Origin of the sequence: Ignatzschineria larvae DSM 13226 (assembly GCF_038500265.1) — a bacterium.
Classification (GTDB): Bacteria; Pseudomonadota; Gammaproteobacteria; order Cardiobacteriales; family Wohlfahrtiimonadaceae; genus Ignatzschineria; species Ignatzschineria larvae.
This window is the reverse complement of the sequence record NZ_CP150637.1, coordinates 1,203,008-1,220,294: the sequence shown is the minus strand read 5'-3', so window position 1 is coordinate 1,220,294 and position 17,287 is coordinate 1,203,008. Positions and strand designations below refer to the sequence as shown.

Below are 17,287 nucleotides of genomic sequence, written 5' to 3'. Positions count from 1 at the left end.
ACACAATGTCTACACTACTTTATGAAGGCAAAGCAAAACAGATCTATAGTACAGATAATCCGAATGAGGTTCTGATTCACTATAAAGATGATGCAACTGCAGGTAATGGCGCGAAAAAAGCCCAATTTGAAGATAAGGGTGTCTTAAATGCCGCGATTTCTACCATGATTTTTGATTATCTCACCGCCAATGGGATCAAAACACATCTCATTAAACAAGTGAATGAACGTGATGTGTTATGTGAAAAAATCGATATCGTCTTACTTGAAGTGATTATGCGTAATGTGGCAACAGGTTCATTAACAAGCCGTTTAGGCATCAAAGAGGGAACTGAGCTTAATCCCCCGATTTTAGAATTTTGTTACAAAAAAGATGAATTGAATGATCCACTCATTAATGCCGACCATGCCTTAGCATTAGGATTAGCGACAGAAGCTGAAATCGCAACAATCTCAAGCGAAGCACGTAAAATTAACACGTTACTTAAACAATTATTTGACGAGATTGGCATTACGCTTGTGGATTTTAAAGTAGAGTTTGGACGTAATCCACAGGGTGAGATCGTGCTTGCGGATGAGATCAGCCCTGATACTTGTCGTCTCTGGGATAAAGAGACTCATAGTAAATTGGACAAAGATCGTTTCCGTCAAGATTTAGGTAATGTGATTGAAGCGTATCGGGAAATTCATCGTCGTTTGAAGGATCGTGTGTAATGGGGTTTAAACAGTTAAATGAAGAGTGTGGTGTATTTGCCGTTTCCGGTAATAGTGAAGCAGCAACCCTCACTTATTACGGTCTACATGCGCTACAGCATCGAGGCCAAGAGAGCGCCGGGATTGCCACTTTAACAGAGGATGAGCGCATTATCTGTGTAAAAGGAGAAGGCTTATTAACAGAAGTCTTTGCTGATCCCAAAAAATTACAGAGTTTAGAAGGAAGTGTGGCCATTGGCCATGTACGTTATCCGACAAATAGCTCTCGGGGCGTTGTGAATGCCCATCCTATCGTATTAAGTACGACAGATGAAACGATTGCGATCGCTTTTAATGGGGCTTTAACCAATTCAGATGAATTAAAGGTACGTTTAGAGCGAGAAGGAAGTGTATTTCACTCATCGGGTGAAACAGAGTTATTAGGGCATCTTCTACGCCGTTGCCAAGGAAGCTTCCTTGAGCGATTAAAGACGAGTTTATTGCAGATTGAAGGCGCTTATAGCTACACTGTCTTGCACAATAGTGGCCTCTATATTGCCAGAGATCCTCATGGAATTCGCCCACTATCAATGGGTAAAATGCCTAATGGTGGTTATGTCTTTGCCTCAGAAACGTGTGCTTTTGATATTGTGGGTGCTGAATTTGTACGCGATGTGGAACCCGGTGAAGTGATTACGATTCAGAATAATGAAGTGATCTCAAGCTTTTTAGAGACAAAGAGAACTCATGCGCTCTGTATGATGGAATATGTCTACTTCTCCCGCCCTGATAGTGATTTAGAAGGGAAGAATGTTCATGCGGTTCGTAAAAGAAGCGGTGTTGAGCTCTTTAAAGAAGCCCATATTGATGCAGATATTGTTATCGGAGTTCCTGATTCAAGTATTTCGGCAGCAGTGGGTTATTCTGAGGCTTCAGGGTTGCCAAATGAGATGGGTTTGATTAAGAATCGCTATATTGGTCGTACCTTCATTCAACCGACACAAGAACTTCGGGAACGGGGTGTACGAATGAAGATCTCGGCCATTAGTAGTATTGTGAAGAATAAGCGCGTGATTCTCATTGATGACTCGATTGTGCGAGGTACTACGAGTAAGCGTATTGCAGCATTACTTCGTACTGCAGGGGCAAAAGAGATCCATATGCGTGTATCATCGCCTGTTTTTAAATACCCTTGCTACTATGGTGTGGATGCCACTAATCCTCGGGAACTACTGGCACAACATTATCAAACGGTAGAAGAGATGCGACAATTTATCGATGTGGATTCCCTTGCATTTTTAAGTCCAGAAGGACTCATCCGCGCAACCGGTCATTCAGAGAGTCGAGGCGTGAATTGTGGTCTTTGCTTGGGCTGTTTTACCAACCATTACCCAACTAATATTCAGTTTAATGAGGCATAAATGAGTCAATTATATAAAGAAGCCGGCGTGAATTTAGAGGCTGGCTATGAATCAGTAGCACGTATTAAAAAGCATGTTGCGAGCACAATGCGTTTAGGTGCAATGGATATTTTCGGGGACTTTGGGGGGTCTTTTGATCTCTCTGAACTCAACTACCAAAAACCGGTGCTTGTTTCTGGCACTGATGGTGTGGGGACTAAGCTCAAGTTAGCCTTTGATATGGATATCCACGATACGATAGGGATCGATGCCGTTGCGATGTGTGTGAATGATATCTTAACGCAAGGGGCTGAGCCGCTCTTCTTCCTCGACTATATTGCCTGTGGTAAAAATGATCCTGCACAAATCGAAGCGATTGTAAAAGGGGTTGCTGAAGGTTCTAAATTATCAGGTGCTGCACTGTTAGGTGGAGAAACAGCAGAAATGCCGGGCTTCTATCAAGATGGTGAATATGATATTGCGGGATTTGCAGTGGGTGTTGTTGAAAAAGATGCGCGCGTGAATAAAGCTAATGTTAAAGTTGGAGATCAGATTATCGGACTTCCCTCAAGTGGTGTTCATAGTAATGGGTTCTCACTTGTACGGCATATCATCAAGGAGCAAGGTTTAGATCTTCATACACAATATGAAGGTTTTGATAAACCACTTGGTGAAGTGTTATTAACCCCTACAGAGATCTATGTTGCGCCGGTACTTCACTTACTTCAATCAGTGAAAGTCAATGCGATGGCACATATTACCGGCGGTGGTTTCTACGAGAATGTGCCACGAATGTTGCCGGAAGGCATGGGTGCAAAATTTAAGGCATCTACTTGGACACCACCGGCAATCTTCCCATTCCTACAAGAGAAAGCGGGTATTTCTGATAAAGAGATGTTCACTGTTTTTAATATGGGTATTGGTTATATGATTGTCGTTAATCCTGATGATGTAGCTGCGACACTCGCACTATTACCGAATGCTTCACTCGTGGGTGAAATCACTGAAACCGGCCAAATTGAGATTCAATAATGAAGAAAATTGCGATTTTTGCCTCTGGCACCGGTTCTAATTTTGATGCATTAGCACAAGCCATTGATGATGGCCGATTAAAGGCCGAAATTCAATTGCTAGTGTGTGATCAAAAGCACGCGAAAGTCATTGAGAAGGCAGAGAAGAGAGGAATTTCAACCTTCGTTTTTACGGCTAAAGAGTTTGCTTCTAAGGCAGATTATGAATCGATGATTGTATCAAAACTCAAACAAGCGAATGTTGAGTGGGTGATTCTTGCCGGATATATGCGGTTATTGGGTTCAACGCTTTTAGAGGCGTATCCAATGCATATTATTAATATTCATCCCTCATTATTGCCGGCTTATAAAGGGAAAGATGCGGTTGAGCAGGCGATTGAGGCCGGTGAGCGACAAGTGGGTGTCTCTATTCATTATGTGGATGAAGGGATGGATACCGGACAACTCATTGCACAAGAAGCGATTCAATTGACCGGTAGAGAGCAACTAGATGAAGTATTACAGATGGTTCATCATGTAGAACATCGGCTCTACCCGCAGACATTGGCACTCTTATTTGCAGATTAATCCTGAAGAATTCATCGCAAATTAAGAGATTGATCAAAAAGGTATCTCTCGAAGTAGCTTTTAGAGACTAGGAGAGTATAGAGAGATATCTATCATTTAAAAGGGTCTTAAATAGATCTGAGTTAGGTAAAACACTCTTTAAAAGAGTACCTCTTTGAGAGAGTGAAAATAGAGAGTAGCACTTTAGGATATAGTGAGATTGTCTTGATGAGGTATTCACTTCATCGGATCAGTATAACTATGTCGTTGTTATTGCGATTATTGAACATTGTTAATGAAAAAGGACAGAGTAGATCATGACGAAACGACGCGCGCTTTTAAGTGTGAGTGATAAAGCAGGGATTACCGAATTTGCAGCCGAATTAGTAGCAATTGGCTTTGAACTTATCTCAACGGGTGGTACTAAAAAAGCCATTAGTGATGCAGGGATTGCCGTCAAAGATATTTCAGATATCACAGGCTTTCCTGAAATTATGGATGGCCGAGTGAAAACATTGCATCCAATGGTGCATGGTGGATTACTCTCTGTACGAGGGAATGATGTTCATACCAAAGCGATGACTGATAATGGTATTGAATATATCGATATGGTGGTTGTGAATCTCTATCCGTTCAAAGAGACCATCTCAAAACCTGGGGTGCGCTATGATGAAGCCATTGAAAATATCGATATTGGTGGCCCATCAATGTTACGAAGTGCGGCTAAAAATCATGAGTCGGTTACAGTGATCACCGATCCTAATGATTACGCTATTGTGCTTGCTGAGCTTAAAGCGAATGGTGATACTACTTTTGCAACACGTCAGCGTTTAGCCTTGAAAGTGTATCAAACCACTGCGGCTTATGATGCGCTCATTGCGCAATATTTTGCGAATGAAATTGGCGATCAATTTCCTGAGAAATTAACGCTCACTTATGAGAAACAACAAGGTTTGCGTTATGGTGAAAATCCTCATCAGGAAGCGGCCTTTTATAGAACCCCACTTGCGCAAAATAACTCGCTTGCACACGCAACACAAATCCATGGTAAAGAACTCTCATATAATAATATTCAAGATGCTAATGCAGCAATCAATATTATGTTGGAATTCCAAGAACCCGTTGTAGTGGCGGTCAAACATATGAATCCTTGCGGCGTGGGTTTAGGGGCAACTTTATTAGAAGCATGGAATCGCGCGTATGAAGCAGATCCCACTTCTATCTTTGGTGGCATCATTGCAACGAACCAGACGGTTGATGCGGCAACCGCTGAAAAGATGAGTGAGATTTTCCTAGAGATTATTATTGCACCTAGCTTCACAGAAGAAGCGAAAGCGATCCTCATGGCGAAGAAAAATATTCGTCTATTAGAAAATAATCCTCAAGAAGAGCGTATGGCAGAGAAGGTCACGACAACCGCAGTGAATGGTGGTTTATTAGTCCAAACTTTAGATCGCGCTGTGATTGATCCAGAGAGTTTCACTGTAGTAACTGATCGTCAGCCAACAGCTGAAGAGATGGACGCTCTACTCTTTGCTTGGAAAATTGTGAAGCATGTGAAATCAAACGCGATTGTTGTGGCAAAAGAGGGACAAACGCTGGGTGTAGGTGCAGGGCAGATGAATCGCGTGGGCGCTGCACAGATTGCCCTTGATCAAGCAGGTGAGGCGGCTAAAGGTAATGTTTTAGCATCAGATGCATTTTTCCCAATGCCAGATACGTTAGAAAATGCGGCAAAAGCAGGGATTAAAGCAGTGATTCAACCAGGCGGTTCTATTAAAGACCAAGAATCAATAGATGTTGCTAATCAATATGGCATTGCAATGGTCTTCACCGGCGTACGTCATTTCAAACACTAAATAAATACTACATTATTAGTGTAGCCAAATATTCAATAATCGAAAACGATTTTGGAGGAACCCTTAATTCATCATCACGTCATTGAGATGTTGCTTTATAGTGTGGTGCTTTAGTAAGCTCTAATGACAACGAATGAATTAAGGTCAACAAAAACCGGAGAGGAATGGCTCTCCGGTTTTTTATCGGTTCAAAATAAGGATTATTGAAATGCCGGCGCATCAGCTGATCGAGGCAAGGGCGATGTTCTATCCGGCATCCTGCAAGTGTTGTTTAGTACGGTTTTACCTTCTTTTAAACCCCCATAGTAGCTGTTTAAAAAACATCTTTATTAAACCAAATTTACTATAAAATCCCATACTAGCGACTTATAATGATTTCTCTTAGACCAATTTATTATAAAAGTATTTATTCGAGAATAGAGTGTTTAACAACCTCACTAAACCTCACTGCATCTTCTTCCGGTAATAGATGATCGGCATTGGGGATTTCGCCCCCGATTTGTTCGATGGCTTTAGCGGCTGTTTTGGAGCTTAGTTGAAAAATGGCTCGGGAGTTTTCGCCCCAGAGAATGGTGATCGGAACTTGTTGGTGAAGTGTTTTTAAGGATTCTGCACTTATCTCTGGTGGTTCATTCTGATTGAGTAATTTAGCAAGGGTATAATCATTTTCTTGCTTGATGATTTGTAAGGCTTCAGATTGATCCATAAGGCCATAACTCGGTTCTTTAGTATCTGTTTCCGGTAGATTCTTACAAGCGGCAATAAAATAATCAATAGCTAATGCACTCTTTTTCCGGCGAGTCGCGCGAATGATCGGGCTCATCATTTTGGTGAGATCTTGAGTAAATTCAGTGTGTATCGCTTGATCCATTCCATAGCTTGGAATGATGAGCTCATAAAGAATTAATTGTTGAAAAAGTGTCGGAGCTTCCAACGCTGCTAGGAGTGCGACATGACAAGCATAAGACCAGGCTACGATAATAAACGGGCGATGAGGCGTATTTTCTTGTTCATTCAGTGCATGACAAAAGGCGCGTAATGTCTCGGCACTCTCTCGAGTATCGAGGGATTGATCTCGTTCTCCCCCTTTGCCAAATCCCCATTGTGTTAAGGCGATCATTTCATGTTCTGGGAAATATTGCGGATAATCTTGCCAAGTTCTCCGATCGCCTAAGATGCCATGCAGAAAAAGAAGACGCGGACGTTCTCTATCTCTTGGTGATGACGTTGGTAGCGTATGATCATAGGTGAGCGTGACTTCTTCACCTCGATGCAAAATCGATAATTGCTGCGTTTTTGTTGTGCTTTGAGTGGGCATAAGTTGAAATCTTTTTAAATATTCTTAATCAAGGCTGAGTGAACGTTACCAAGATTAATTGGAATGTGGCTGCCTTGATTGAATTTATGAGATTGCTTTAGGTCAGCTGTTGATTTTATTCAGGCTTAATAAAATCGGTAAAATCATCTCGATTGAGCAATTGTACTAAGGAATCAGTTAATTGTGCGAGGGCGTCATCACTGATTACAAAAGGTGGCATGATATAGACTAGTCGATTAAAGGGGCGAATCCATACACCTTTTTCTACAAAATATTGCTGAATTTTAGCCTGGTTTACAGGGTGATGTAGCTCAATCACACCAATTGCACCTAAGACTCGAACATCTCGAATATGAGGATTGTTTTTAAGCGGATAGAGCGCGGTTTTTAGTTCAGATTCGATATGGAAAACTTGGGTCTGCCAATCGTTGTCTGCTAATAATGTTAGGCTGGCATTTGCCGCAGCGCAAGCTAGAGGATTACCCATAAAGGTTGGGCCATGCATAAAACATTTTGCATCCCCATTGCTAATGGTATCGGCGATATGGCGCGTTGTCAGTACAGCTGAAAGTGTTAAATAGCCGCCGGTGAGTGCTTTTCCAAGACAGAGGATATCGGGTACAATTCCGGCATGTTCACAAGCAAAAAATCGCCCTGTTCGGCCAAAGCCTGTTGCGATCTCATCGGCAATAAGGGGAATTTCATATTGATCACAAAGCGCTCGTAGTAGCTTGAGATAATTAGGGTGATAAAAACGCATTCCGCCGGCACCTTGAACAATAGGCTCAATAATAACGGCAAAGAGTTCTTGATGATGCACTTTAAAGAGAGATTTTAAGTGATCACCTGCGGATTCTTGCCATTGATCTTCAAAGCCTACGGTAAAAGGCTCGGCAAAAAGGTGATTGGGCAGATAATCTCCATAAAGCGAATGCATTGAGTTAGTAGGATCACAAACTGCCATCGCACCAAAAGTATCACCATGATAGGCATGAGAGAGGGAGAGCACACGATGGCGCTTTTCACCGCGGGCATGCCAATATTGAAAAGCCATTTTTAAGGCCACTTCTACAGCGACTGAGCCGGAATCTGCTAAAAAAACACACTCGAGCGCTTCCGGCGTTAAATCAACTAATTTTTTAACAAGATCAATTGCCGGCTGATGAGTAATACCGCCAAACATGACATGGGATACTTGGTGTAATTGTGCTTCTATGGCCGCATTAATGACAGGATGATTATAACCATGTAATACCGCCCACCAGGAAGACATTCCATCAACTAAGCTTCTTCCATCTTCCAGGAATAGAGATGTTCCTTCTGCAGAAACAACAGGATAGCAGGGAAGCGGTTCACTCATCGAAGTATAGGGGTGCCAAATATGGCGTTGGTCAAAGTTCAGGTCAATGGATTGCATGGTGATAAAACTCTTGTTTTTTATTGTTGAATGAAGGTTTCAGAATAGTTCAATAATAGCGATATAACCCTCTGTCCTAAGGGGAAAAATATCCATATTGCTATGATACTTCCTAGGATTACAGCACGATAATCTACTCGTTCAATGAGGGATTATGGTACTATAATTTCGGATAAGTGGCCTGCGAAAAGCGCCACTTTTTGTTTTTATCACCGGTTATAACAAGACAATTCATTGCAATATTAGAGGATAGAGTAAAATAATGAATGGGTGGAAAGCGCGTATTGATCAAGCATTACAACAAGCGCTATCGCAGAATCAGAAGCGTCAGCGGGTGGTTTGTGAAATAAAGCCACAGAGTGAAATGATGGTGGCAGGTCGATCGTATCTTAACTTCTCTTCTAACGATTATCTCGGTTTAAGTCAGCATCCTGATTTGCTACAAACAGCGATGGAGGCGATGAGAGAGCATGGCATTGGCAGTGGAGGTTCTGGGCATGTCACTGGCTATAGTGCGCCTTTAGCGGCATTAGAACAAGATTTAGCCACTTGGTTGGGCTATGAGCGTGCAATTGTTTATCCTTCAGGTTTTACTGCTAATCAAGCAATTATCAAGCTTCTTATTGCAAAAGGAGATCGTATTTTAGCAGATAAACTGTCCCATGCTTCTATCATGGAAGCGGCAATGTTATCACCGGGAGAGTTACGCCGTTTTAAACATAATGATCCTACCAGCTTACAGAAGTTATTGTCCCAATCTTTATTATCGGAAGATACCGAACAAATAGTGATTACAGAGGGTGTTTTTAGTATGGATGGAGATATGGCACCGCTCGATGCGCTTGTAGATGTGATACAGGACCAAGCACTTTTTGTGGTAGATGATGCCCATGGTATCGGTATTTTAGGTCATCAAGGTCGGGGGACTTGTGATCAGTTGGGCATTCATCCAGATATATTAGTGGTTACATTTGGTAAAGCAGTGGGTTGCAGCGGTGCGGCGATTCTATTATCGGCGCAATTGGCGGAGTATTTTATTCAATATTCGCGTCCTTTAATTTATAGTACGGCAATTCCTCCTATGCAAGCGGCTATTTTACGAGCTTCTTTTACATTGATTCGTGGTCAAATCGGCGATGCTTTACGACAAAAATTGAGAGAAAATATTCACTATTTTCAAGATAGAATGAAAGATTTACTCTCAGAAATCCCTGAATCTCATCGACTTAAATCCTCTTTACAATTACTACCTTCAGATACGCCCATTCAACCGCTGATTATCGGTGAATCGGATGATACTTTAAAAGTGGCGGATAGTTTGAAGCAGAAAGGGATTTGGCTCTCGGCGATTCGCCCACCTACAGTCCCGCCGAAGAGTGCTCGACTTCGAATTACGATTACCGCAACGCATACGGTAGCGATGATTGATCAATTAGTAGCGGCCTTGTATCAGGTGTTATTCGATGCTGAGTATTTATAAAGGATTATGAATTAACTTATGAAGATCAATGCGATAAAATCATTGGTATCTGAAACTTTGATTTCGGAATCCTTCTCTTCAGAATCACTCACTTCAGAATCCTCCATTTCAAAATTATCTAACTTAAAGATGCTGAACAAAGAGAATGTTGCCACACAATTTGGAAAAAAAGCTGCTCAATATGGGCAATATGCGGTGATACAGCGTCGGATTGCAGATCAACTGATCACGCAATTTTGTTCCGTTTTAGCACAGATTAAACAGATGAATACCTTGATGCAAGCGGAGAATAGTTCGTTGAGCAAGAATTTAAACGAGGTCTTCAAAGATCCAATTCGATTATCCATTTTAGATGCCGGTGCCGGGACGGGATATATCGGAGAACGATTAGCGGAATATGGAACTGCTTTCGGTACAGATTTGAATTTAACGGCGCTCGATATCTCTACGGAGATGCTACAGGTTGCAAAAGATCAAGATTTTTATCATAGTTATGTGCAAGCGGATATTGAATCATTACCATTTGAAAGCCGGCAATATGACTTTGTCATCAGTAGTCTAGCGGTACAATGGTGCCAAGATTTAAAACGCGCATTGACAGAATTACAGCGTGTAGCAACAGTCGCACCTTGGGGCGCACCTTCCATCTTTATTACCACGTTAGCAGCCGGAACCTTACAAGAGTTACGGGAAGCTTTCAAACAGATTGATAATGCTGAGCATATTTTACCGTTTGTATCAGAGGCGATGATTCAAGATGAAGTAAGCGCTTTGAAGGGTAAAGTGAGTGTTGTTGATGAGATTATTGAATTCCCAACATTGAGAGCTTTGCTGGCAAGTATCCGTTATATCGGCGCAAATAGCTTACCTAATCAAATTCGCCCTTGGCTAGGGAAATCAGCTTATCAGCAGTTAGAGGCTTATTTTCAGAGTCTAGGGTCTTATCGATTAACCTATCGCGTTGCCTATATTACCTTACCGGGTAAGGTATAAGATCAAACAGGGAACAAGATTCAGTTAAGAGATATAAGAATGATTAGAAATAAAGGAGAGGGAATGACACAGATAAAAGGAAAAAGCTGGTTTATCACAGGAACGGATACTGAAATCGGTAAAACTTATGTTTCAAGAGCGTTATTACAAGCCTTGAATCAAGCAGGATTGCCGGCAAATGGCTATAAACCGGTCGCTTCTGGTGCCGCAATAACGCCGATAGGTCTTAAAAATCCGGATGCTTATGCCCATTTAACTGCTTCTTTCGATGATTTGAGTTACGAAATGGTGAATCCCTATTTTTTTGAAGAGGAGGAAGCACCTCATATTCTTGCTGAAAAATTAGGGCAACCCATTGATTCAAATAAAATAACATCGGGGTTACATCAATTAGAATCACTGAATCGCATCACTCTTGTAGAGGGCGCAGGCGGTTGGTACACTCCGTTAAGTTTTACCGAAAGCTATAGTGATTGGGTGATTGCGAATCAATTACCAGTGATAGTTGTTGTGGGGCTCAAATTAGGTGTGATTAATCATGCGCGTTTGACTTTTGAGGCCATTGAGCGAGCAGGTCTACAAGTGACAGGCTGGATTGCTAATCACTTGTCAGATTCAGAGAGCTTGAATTACTATATTGCCGGCATTCAAGCATTTACAAAGATCCCTATGATTGGTGAAGTTTTCTACCAAGGCGCAGAAACTGAACAGAAAGAGAGCCGATTTGATTTATGTTATTTTGGGTGAGATCGACAAGCACATTCAATGTTTATGGTAAAGACTAGTTTGCTCTAGGTTTCACCAATTTCCCATATCGATCTGTAATTCCTTCTTTAAACTGATATTGCCCTTTAGGGCTCAGTGGTTGATCGATCTCTGCTTCTTGATCAACGCTGTAACGGCCAATGTTAGGGATCATCTCAACCGAAATCGCCGGCAATTGGGATAGATCTAGCAGTGAAAGTAGTTTACCAAATAGCACTTTTTCGGCAGTGTGTCCTTGATAGGGCGGGGAGAATATCTCAAGAGTAATGCCGGGTTGTAATTCTTTAAAGTAGCTTAATCCGGAGGCAATATTAGGATTACTGTTATAAATATAGATAGGATCAGCCCAAATAGCTGTAGCATTTATAACATTGGAAGGTGTTGATAGGTGATTTATAACGGCATCTAATGATTGGGGATGAATCTTAACCTGTAATTCTGGGAAGTGGTAATCGAGGCGATTATAGGGGAGTTCAAAGTAACCGTTAGTAATATTAGGACCTTCCCCTATAAAGAGAGCCGCACTGGTTAGGTGTGCTTTTATGGCATTTTGGTAGTGATTTAAAATAGGCGTAAGAGCAAACATATCTTCAAGAGTAAGCCCATATCGCGTCTCTAATTCAGCAAGTGGTAAAGTGATATCTTGCAGTGTAATAACTTCGGATAAGAGAGTCGTAGGATCTGTCGAGATATTCTGTAGAGCCTGAAAATGGGATATCACAGGTTCAAGAGTGATTCCTTCAGTTAACGCAATTACAATTTGCCCGATCTCAGGAAAATAGTGGTAATTAATAGCATAAAACCCTCCTTGGTCACTAGCGATATAGCCATTCTCTAAGGAAAAAATGCGAGTATTTTGTGGATCAAATGCCTCTAAATTGAATATTGGAGCATGAAGCGTTGGGACGATAAAAAGATAAGAAATAGTATCAATCCCATTTCTTTCTTGACTTGGGGCAGCATCATCATAAAAAGAGAGCACTTCTATCTCGGGATTAGCAGGATCAATAGGGATATTTCCAAGTGTAAATGGTGGAATTATTGTAGTAGTTGGAGCACTATAGCTTAAGCCATTACTCTGGATTGGAGTTAATTTTAGAAAGAGATGATCACTAATTGCATGAATAATACCGATATAAGGGGAGGTGATCATTTCAGCAATTTCTTGCGCATTCTTAGAAAAATCAATCTTCGCATTTTCATTGCTTGAATTCTCAAGATGCTTTGCTTGTAGCGTTTGTAAAAGTGGATCACTGCTAGGGATATATTTTAAGGTCAATTCAATTGTACAGCCAGAAAGAGGGCAATATTCATGATCTAAACTCTTTAATTGGAGCGTTGTATCACTTTTAGGAACGATCTCAAATGTTGCAATGGTTGTTAGCGCTAGTCGCTCTGGGGTAATAATACCACTGATCTCTTGCTGATCTTTGACATAGTAAATTTGGTTACCATTTATCTGAAAGTAGCTATCTGCGAGTTTATTTTCAATAGATAATCGTAATGGCTCATACTGAGGGGTATCGGGTGTAATATTAAAGTCCGACTGTGGAAATTGAATGGATATTTTTTGTGGTAAATAGTAACCCGAGTGAATATCCATTGGCGCCGTATCCGGCGTGCAAGCGACAAAGATTAGTGAGCTTAGGAGAAGTATTCTTTTTAAGATAGACTCTGTTCGATATATTCTATGCATTAAAGAGAAGCATTGAAAGGGTAATAGAATAGCTGATTGAAAATGATTCATTACGCGTTGATACATAAAAAGACCTCTACTTAAATACTTCACGATAATGAAGAAAACTCTCTATTATAAGTGTAATCGTTACAGATGGTTGCATACTTTTCACTTTAATATTGATCTTATCTCTGTTTTATTTTACTTTAGTTAGATCAAATATTATAACTTTTTCACGATAAAGCGGATATCATGCTAATGCATAGATTTTGTGAGATATTTTGGGAGAGATTTGTTGAGGGGTCTTCAACAATCTATTTTGCAGCTTTATCAAATAGATAGGATAGAAACAATGGCACGCAAGTTAGGAAATGAAGTATTAGGGTTTACGAGTCAAATTTTGAGTACAGAGAAAAATCACCCTGATATCCATGGTGCAATGAATACTCCTATATACCGATCAGCGGCTTTTGAATTTCCTAATTCTGTCGCAATCGCAAAAGCTTTTCAAAATCAAGAGGAGGTTGCTTCTCATACCTATTCACGTATTACTAACCCGACGGTTGAGGCGCTTGAAAATAAGATTAAAGCGATCTCGCAAGGTGAGAGTGTAATGCTCTTTAGTAGTGGAATGGCGGCGATTTCTAATACATTTATGGCAATCTGTTATGCCGGTTGTAATATTGTGACATCACCCCATCTCTTTGGAAATACCTTTGCACTGTTCCAATTTACGCTGGCTTCTTTTGGGGTTGAAGTTCGGTTTGTGAATACAGATCATCTTGATGAAATTGAAGCAGCGATTGATGAGAATACCGTGGCTTTTTTCTGTGAAGTGATGACAAATCCTCATCTTGAAATTGCAGATTTAACGCAAATTAAGCCAATGCTTGCACGTCATAATATCCCGCTCATTGTCGATACGACAGTGATTCCTTGGGGCGCATTTGAGGCATTTCGTTGGGGGATTGATATTGAAGTGGTTTCCACAACGAAATATGTCTCGGGAGGGGCAACCTCATTAGGTGGTGCGATTGTAGATTATGGGACATTTGATTGGTCGCACAATAAGCGCTTAGCACAAGTGGCTAATACAGGCCAATTCTCGCCTTTTATGTTTAAGATTAAACGAGAAATTGCCCGTAACTTTGGTGCTTGTATGGATCCTGATAGTGCTTATGCACAAATTTTAGGATTAGAAACATTACAATTACGTTATGAACGCATGAGTGCGAGTGCTTATGAGTTAGCGCAATTCCTTGAGTCATTACCTGAGGTAGTAAAAGCGACTTATCCAAAGCTCGAGAGTTTCCCTTATAAAACCTTAAGTGATCAATTTTTTAACGGCAATCCCGGTGCGATGTTAACATTCTCACTCAAATCAAGAGAGGCTTGTTTTGCATTCATGGATCGCTTGCAGCTGATCCGTAGAGCAACAAACCTTTTTGACAATCGTACACTGATTATCCATCCTGAATCAACGATCTACGGCACTTTTACCGAAGAGATGAAACAAGTCATGGGGATCGATCCAACATTGATTCGTCTCTCTGTCGGGCTAGAAGAGGTTGCGGATCTGAAAGCAGATATTGCACAAGCCTTAAAGTAGACTTGCAATACTATAGAAATATCAGTTCAAAATAAGCATTATTTAAATGCCGGCGCATCAACTGTAAAAAGCAAGGAAGCTGTTCTATCCGGCATCTTGCAAGTCTTGTTGAGTACGATTTTTTGTTTTTTAAAAATCCCGAAATAGCTGTCTAAAAAACATTTTTCTTAAATCAAATTGACTATAATACCGATATTTTGAAATATTTAAATAAACCATAAACTAAAGCCACTCAACGATGAGTGGCTTTGTGTTTTGATGACGCTGTAGTTATTCTCGATTGTAATAAGACGGTGATTGAGTCGTGATAATCATTGTTGTAAATCTTAAGCAGATAATTGGTGGCGAATGGCATAAACTGCTGCTTCAACCCGACTGGTAACATTAAACTTCTTAAGAATATTTTGCACATGAACTTTAACCGTACTTTCGGAAATATCTAAAATTCGGGCAATTTCTTTGTTACTACTACCTTTCACAAGCCAATTTAAGATCTCTTCTTCTCGGGGCGTGAGTAACTGCATGGGGTTATCGTGTTTACTCTGTTGAACACTTGCTTTAATAATCCGATCGATACGTTGTAAGAATAAGGTCGTCTCAATTTGTTTCTTGATGCTCTCTTTAATCGCTTGGTGATTGAAGTTTGACAATAAATGATCATTCTCATTTTCAGTAAATAACACAATTTTTAATTGGGGATGTTGCTTTAGCCATTGGCGTATTGCGACTTTATGATGATCATTTTCAAATAGACGCGCTTCAATAAGTAGTAGGTTAGGGGCGTGCGAAGAATTCTTTCTCTCTTCTCTCTGTGCTTGTAGTAAACTCTGAATGGAGTCATAACTAGCGGTGATATTGCAAGGATTACGCGTTTCTTGTGAGAGCAGAAAGGCGATTTTTTGACGAAATAGACGATTTTGATCCACGATAATAACGTTAGGTCGGAATGTTTGTATGCCTTTCATAATTGATGGAAATCCTCTATCTTTATTTGATCTGTTGTAACATTTGTTCTCAGGGATAATGGTTGCTCTGAGTCGGCTGATTAATGTATAGAAACTTATAGAATAGACAACTGAATGTTGCTTTCATACTGCATTATAATTCAAGATTTGCATAGTGAATATTGGATAATATGATTAGATCTTGTGATTATGGGGACTTATTATAACGATTTGGCTCACAAAGATACATTGTAAACATATATTTCAAATTAAAAAAAATGTAAATATTCTATAAATTATTATTTTATATTATACTAAATAACTATTTATTTAATTTCATCAATGTGATCTTGTTATGAAGGTCGTATTGACCAGATCCTAAAGGGGTTTTAAATGCAAAAAGTATCAGCACGTAATCAATTAGTCGGTAAAGTGAGTGCTATTTTTGAAGGTAGTGTTAATAATGAAGTAATTGTTACCTTAGATAATGGTGATGAGTTAGTGACCGTTATTACCAAGCAGAGTTGTAGTACCCTTGATATTACTATTGGCACAAAAGTAATGGCTATTGTTAAAGCACCGTGGGTGATATTAGCTTCACCTGATTGTCAATGGCAGTTCTCAGCACGTAACCAATTTGAGGGTAAGATTACTTCTGTGATCGAAGGGGCAGTGAATAGCACGATCCATTTCACAACAAGTAAAGGCTTAACACTCTGTGCAGTCGTGACGAATGAAAGCGTTGAAGGGATGGCGCTTGCAGAAGGAAAGCCTATTTTGGGGTTAGTGAAAGCATCTAGTATTATTCTTGCAACAGAAAAAGTGGGCTAGGCAAGATTGATTCTAGAGTATATCAGCGATTAATAAGGGAAATGGCGCTTAATTTTATTGCTATTTAAGGGGACATAATTATAGAATAGGGCGGATTAATATCTAATTTATTGGAAATAAAAGGAACTTATAAAATGAAGAAAGTATTATTCACGTTGTTATCTGTAGCGGTTCTAGCCGCTTGTGCAAGCAAAGGAAGTCCTATGAGCCAATTAGATACCAAAATCCCGACTGTTCAAGAGTTAGAGCATCACCATTATCAGTTAATCTCTGTCAATGGTAAGGCTTTTAAACCTGAGAAAGATAGTGGCACTCCTACTATTGCATTTGGGCAGGATATGTTTGTCAGTGGTCAAATGTGTAACCGCTATTCAGGAAAAGTTGACTTAACAGATCATGGCATGTTGCGTGCGAAAGCAGGAATTGCAATGACACGTATGCTCTGTACAGATCCTATTTTGAATCGTTTAGATGTCGATATTACAGAGCTTTTAGGAAATGGTGCGGAGATTGTCATTTCTAAAAATGGGCAATATCTGCGCTTAACAAATACTTCAACGGTATTAGAGTTCAAATTAGCGGATAAAATGTAAACAAGTAATTGTAGTACAGTATGTTGTACCTTATGCGTTATATATAGTAGATATGGCTTACAATTCGGGGTCTTCGGATTCATGGTTGTAGGCCTTTCTTTTTGCATTTTCATAAGAACTATCAGAAAAGG

The 17,287-nt window shown here is 40.2% G+C and carries 15 protein-coding genes; 11 read left to right on the top strand and 4 right to left on the bottom strand.

Annotated features, from left to right (window positions below; genetic code table 11):
* Positions 1-5: 5 nt before the first annotated feature.
* The 5 genes from purC (at position 6) to purH (ending at position 5,528) form a co-directional block, all read left to right on the top strand.
* On the top strand, positions 6-713 hold the full coding sequence (gene purC, locus WMO13_RS05095) for a phosphoribosylaminoimidazolesuccinocarboxamide synthase (RefSeq protein ID WP_034855033.1): 708 nt from the start codon (positions 6-8) through the stop codon (positions 711-713).
* Positions 713-2,113 carry an amidophosphoribosyltransferase gene (gene purF, locus WMO13_RS05090; protein WP_026878005.1) on the top strand — a complete coding sequence of 467 codons (1,401 nt, stop codon included), beginning with the start codon at positions 713-715 and terminating at the stop codon, positions 2,111-2,113. Before purC ends, purF begins: the two co-directional genes overlap by 1 nt.
* A complete protein-coding gene (purM, locus tag WMO13_RS05085; protein ID WP_026878006.1) occupies positions 2,114-3,124 on the top strand; it encodes a phosphoribosylformylglycinamidine cyclo-ligase in 1,011 nt (336 codons plus the stop codon). It begins immediately after the preceding gene.
* Positions 3,124-3,690 (top strand): phosphoribosylglycinamide formyltransferase, encoded by a 567-nt coding sequence (purN, locus tag WMO13_RS05080; RefSeq protein WP_026878007.1) that lies wholly within the window; start codon positions 3,124-3,126, stop codon positions 3,688-3,690. The genes purM and purN overlap by 1 nt, the downstream gene beginning before the upstream one ends.
* Positions 3,691-3,986: 296 nt before the next feature.
* Positions 3,987-5,528: a bifunctional phosphoribosylaminoimidazolecarboxamide formyltransferase/IMP cyclohydrolase gene (gene purH / locus WMO13_RS05075; RefSeq protein ID WP_026878008.1), complete on the top strand. Its 1,542-nt coding sequence runs from the start codon at positions 3,987-3,989 to the stop codon at positions 5,526-5,528.
* A gap of 406 nt (positions 5,529-5,934) precedes the next feature.
* Here the strand turns inward: purH and WMO13_RS05070 are convergent, their stop codons facing one another.
* Both WMO13_RS05070 and bioA read right to left on the bottom strand, forming a co-directional pair.
* Positions 5,935-6,846, bottom strand: a complete 912-nt coding sequence (locus WMO13_RS05070; protein ID WP_026878009.1) for an alpha/beta fold hydrolase — start codon at positions 6,844-6,846, stop codon at positions 5,935-5,937.
* A 115-nt stretch (positions 6,847-6,961) separates the two neighbouring features.
* Positions 6,962-8,263 (bottom strand): adenosylmethionine--8-amino-7-oxononanoate transaminase, encoded by a 1,302-nt coding sequence (bioA, locus tag WMO13_RS05065; protein ID WP_026878010.1) that lies wholly within the window; start codon positions 8,261-8,263, stop codon positions 6,962-6,964.
* Between the two features lie 262 nt (positions 8,264-8,525).
* Here bioA and WMO13_RS05060 point away from each other — a divergent pair, with 262 nt between their 5' ends.
* From WMO13_RS05060 to bioD, 3 genes are all read left to right on the top strand, one after another.
* The gene (locus tag WMO13_RS05060; protein ID WP_026878011.1) at positions 8,526-9,743 is read left to right on the top strand and encodes an aminotransferase class I/II-fold pyridoxal phosphate-dependent enzyme; all 1,218 of its coding nucleotides are present in this window, start codon (positions 8,526-8,528) and stop codon (positions 9,741-9,743) included.
* Between the two features lie 18 nt (positions 9,744-9,761).
* Complete coding sequence (locus tag WMO13_RS05055; RefSeq protein WP_051395992.1) at positions 9,762-10,736, top strand: methyltransferase domain-containing protein; 975 nt, start codon at positions 9,762-9,764, stop codon at positions 10,734-10,736.
* Positions 10,737-10,799: 63 nt separating this feature from the next.
* The gene (gene bioD / locus WMO13_RS05050; protein ID WP_026878012.1) at positions 10,800-11,483 is read left to right on the top strand and encodes a dethiobiotin synthase; all 684 of its coding nucleotides are present in this window, start codon (positions 10,800-10,802) and stop codon (positions 11,481-11,483) included.
* A 34-nt stretch (positions 11,484-11,517) separates the two neighbouring features.
* Here bioD and WMO13_RS05045 read toward each other — a convergent pair whose 3' ends face one another.
* The gene (locus tag WMO13_RS05045; protein ID WP_026878013.1) at positions 11,518-13,104 is read right to left on the bottom strand and encodes a hypothetical protein; all 1,587 of its coding nucleotides are present in this window, start codon (positions 13,102-13,104) and stop codon (positions 11,518-11,520) included.
* Between the two features lie 427 nt (positions 13,105-13,531).
* On the opposite strand from WMO13_RS05045, the gene WMO13_RS05040 reads away from it, so the two are divergent.
* Positions 13,532-14,788 carry a PLP-dependent transferase gene (locus tag WMO13_RS05040; RefSeq protein WP_026878014.1) on the top strand — a complete coding sequence of 419 codons (1,257 nt, stop codon included), beginning with the start codon at positions 13,532-13,534 and terminating at the stop codon, positions 14,786-14,788.
* A 326-nt stretch (positions 14,789-15,114) separates the two neighbouring features.
* Here WMO13_RS05040 and WMO13_RS05035 read toward each other — a convergent pair whose 3' ends face one another.
* On the bottom strand, positions 15,115-15,753 hold the full coding sequence (locus WMO13_RS05035) for a response regulator transcription factor (protein WP_051395993.1): 639 nt from the start codon (positions 15,751-15,753) through the stop codon (positions 15,115-15,117).
* A gap of 372 nt (positions 15,754-16,125) precedes the next feature.
* Here WMO13_RS05035 and WMO13_RS05030 point away from each other — a divergent pair, with 372 nt between their 5' ends.
* Both WMO13_RS05030 and WMO13_RS05025 read left to right on the top strand, forming a co-directional pair.
* Positions 16,126-16,563, top strand: coding sequence for a TOBE domain-containing protein (locus WMO13_RS05030; protein WP_026878015.1), 438 nt, complete (start codon positions 16,126-16,128; stop codon positions 16,561-16,563).
* Between the two features lie 134 nt (positions 16,564-16,697).
* The gene (locus WMO13_RS05025; RefSeq protein WP_026878016.1) at positions 16,698-17,156 is read left to right on the top strand and encodes an META domain-containing protein; all 459 of its coding nucleotides are present in this window, start codon (positions 16,698-16,700) and stop codon (positions 17,154-17,156) included.
* Positions 17,157-17,287: the final 131 nt, after the last annotated feature.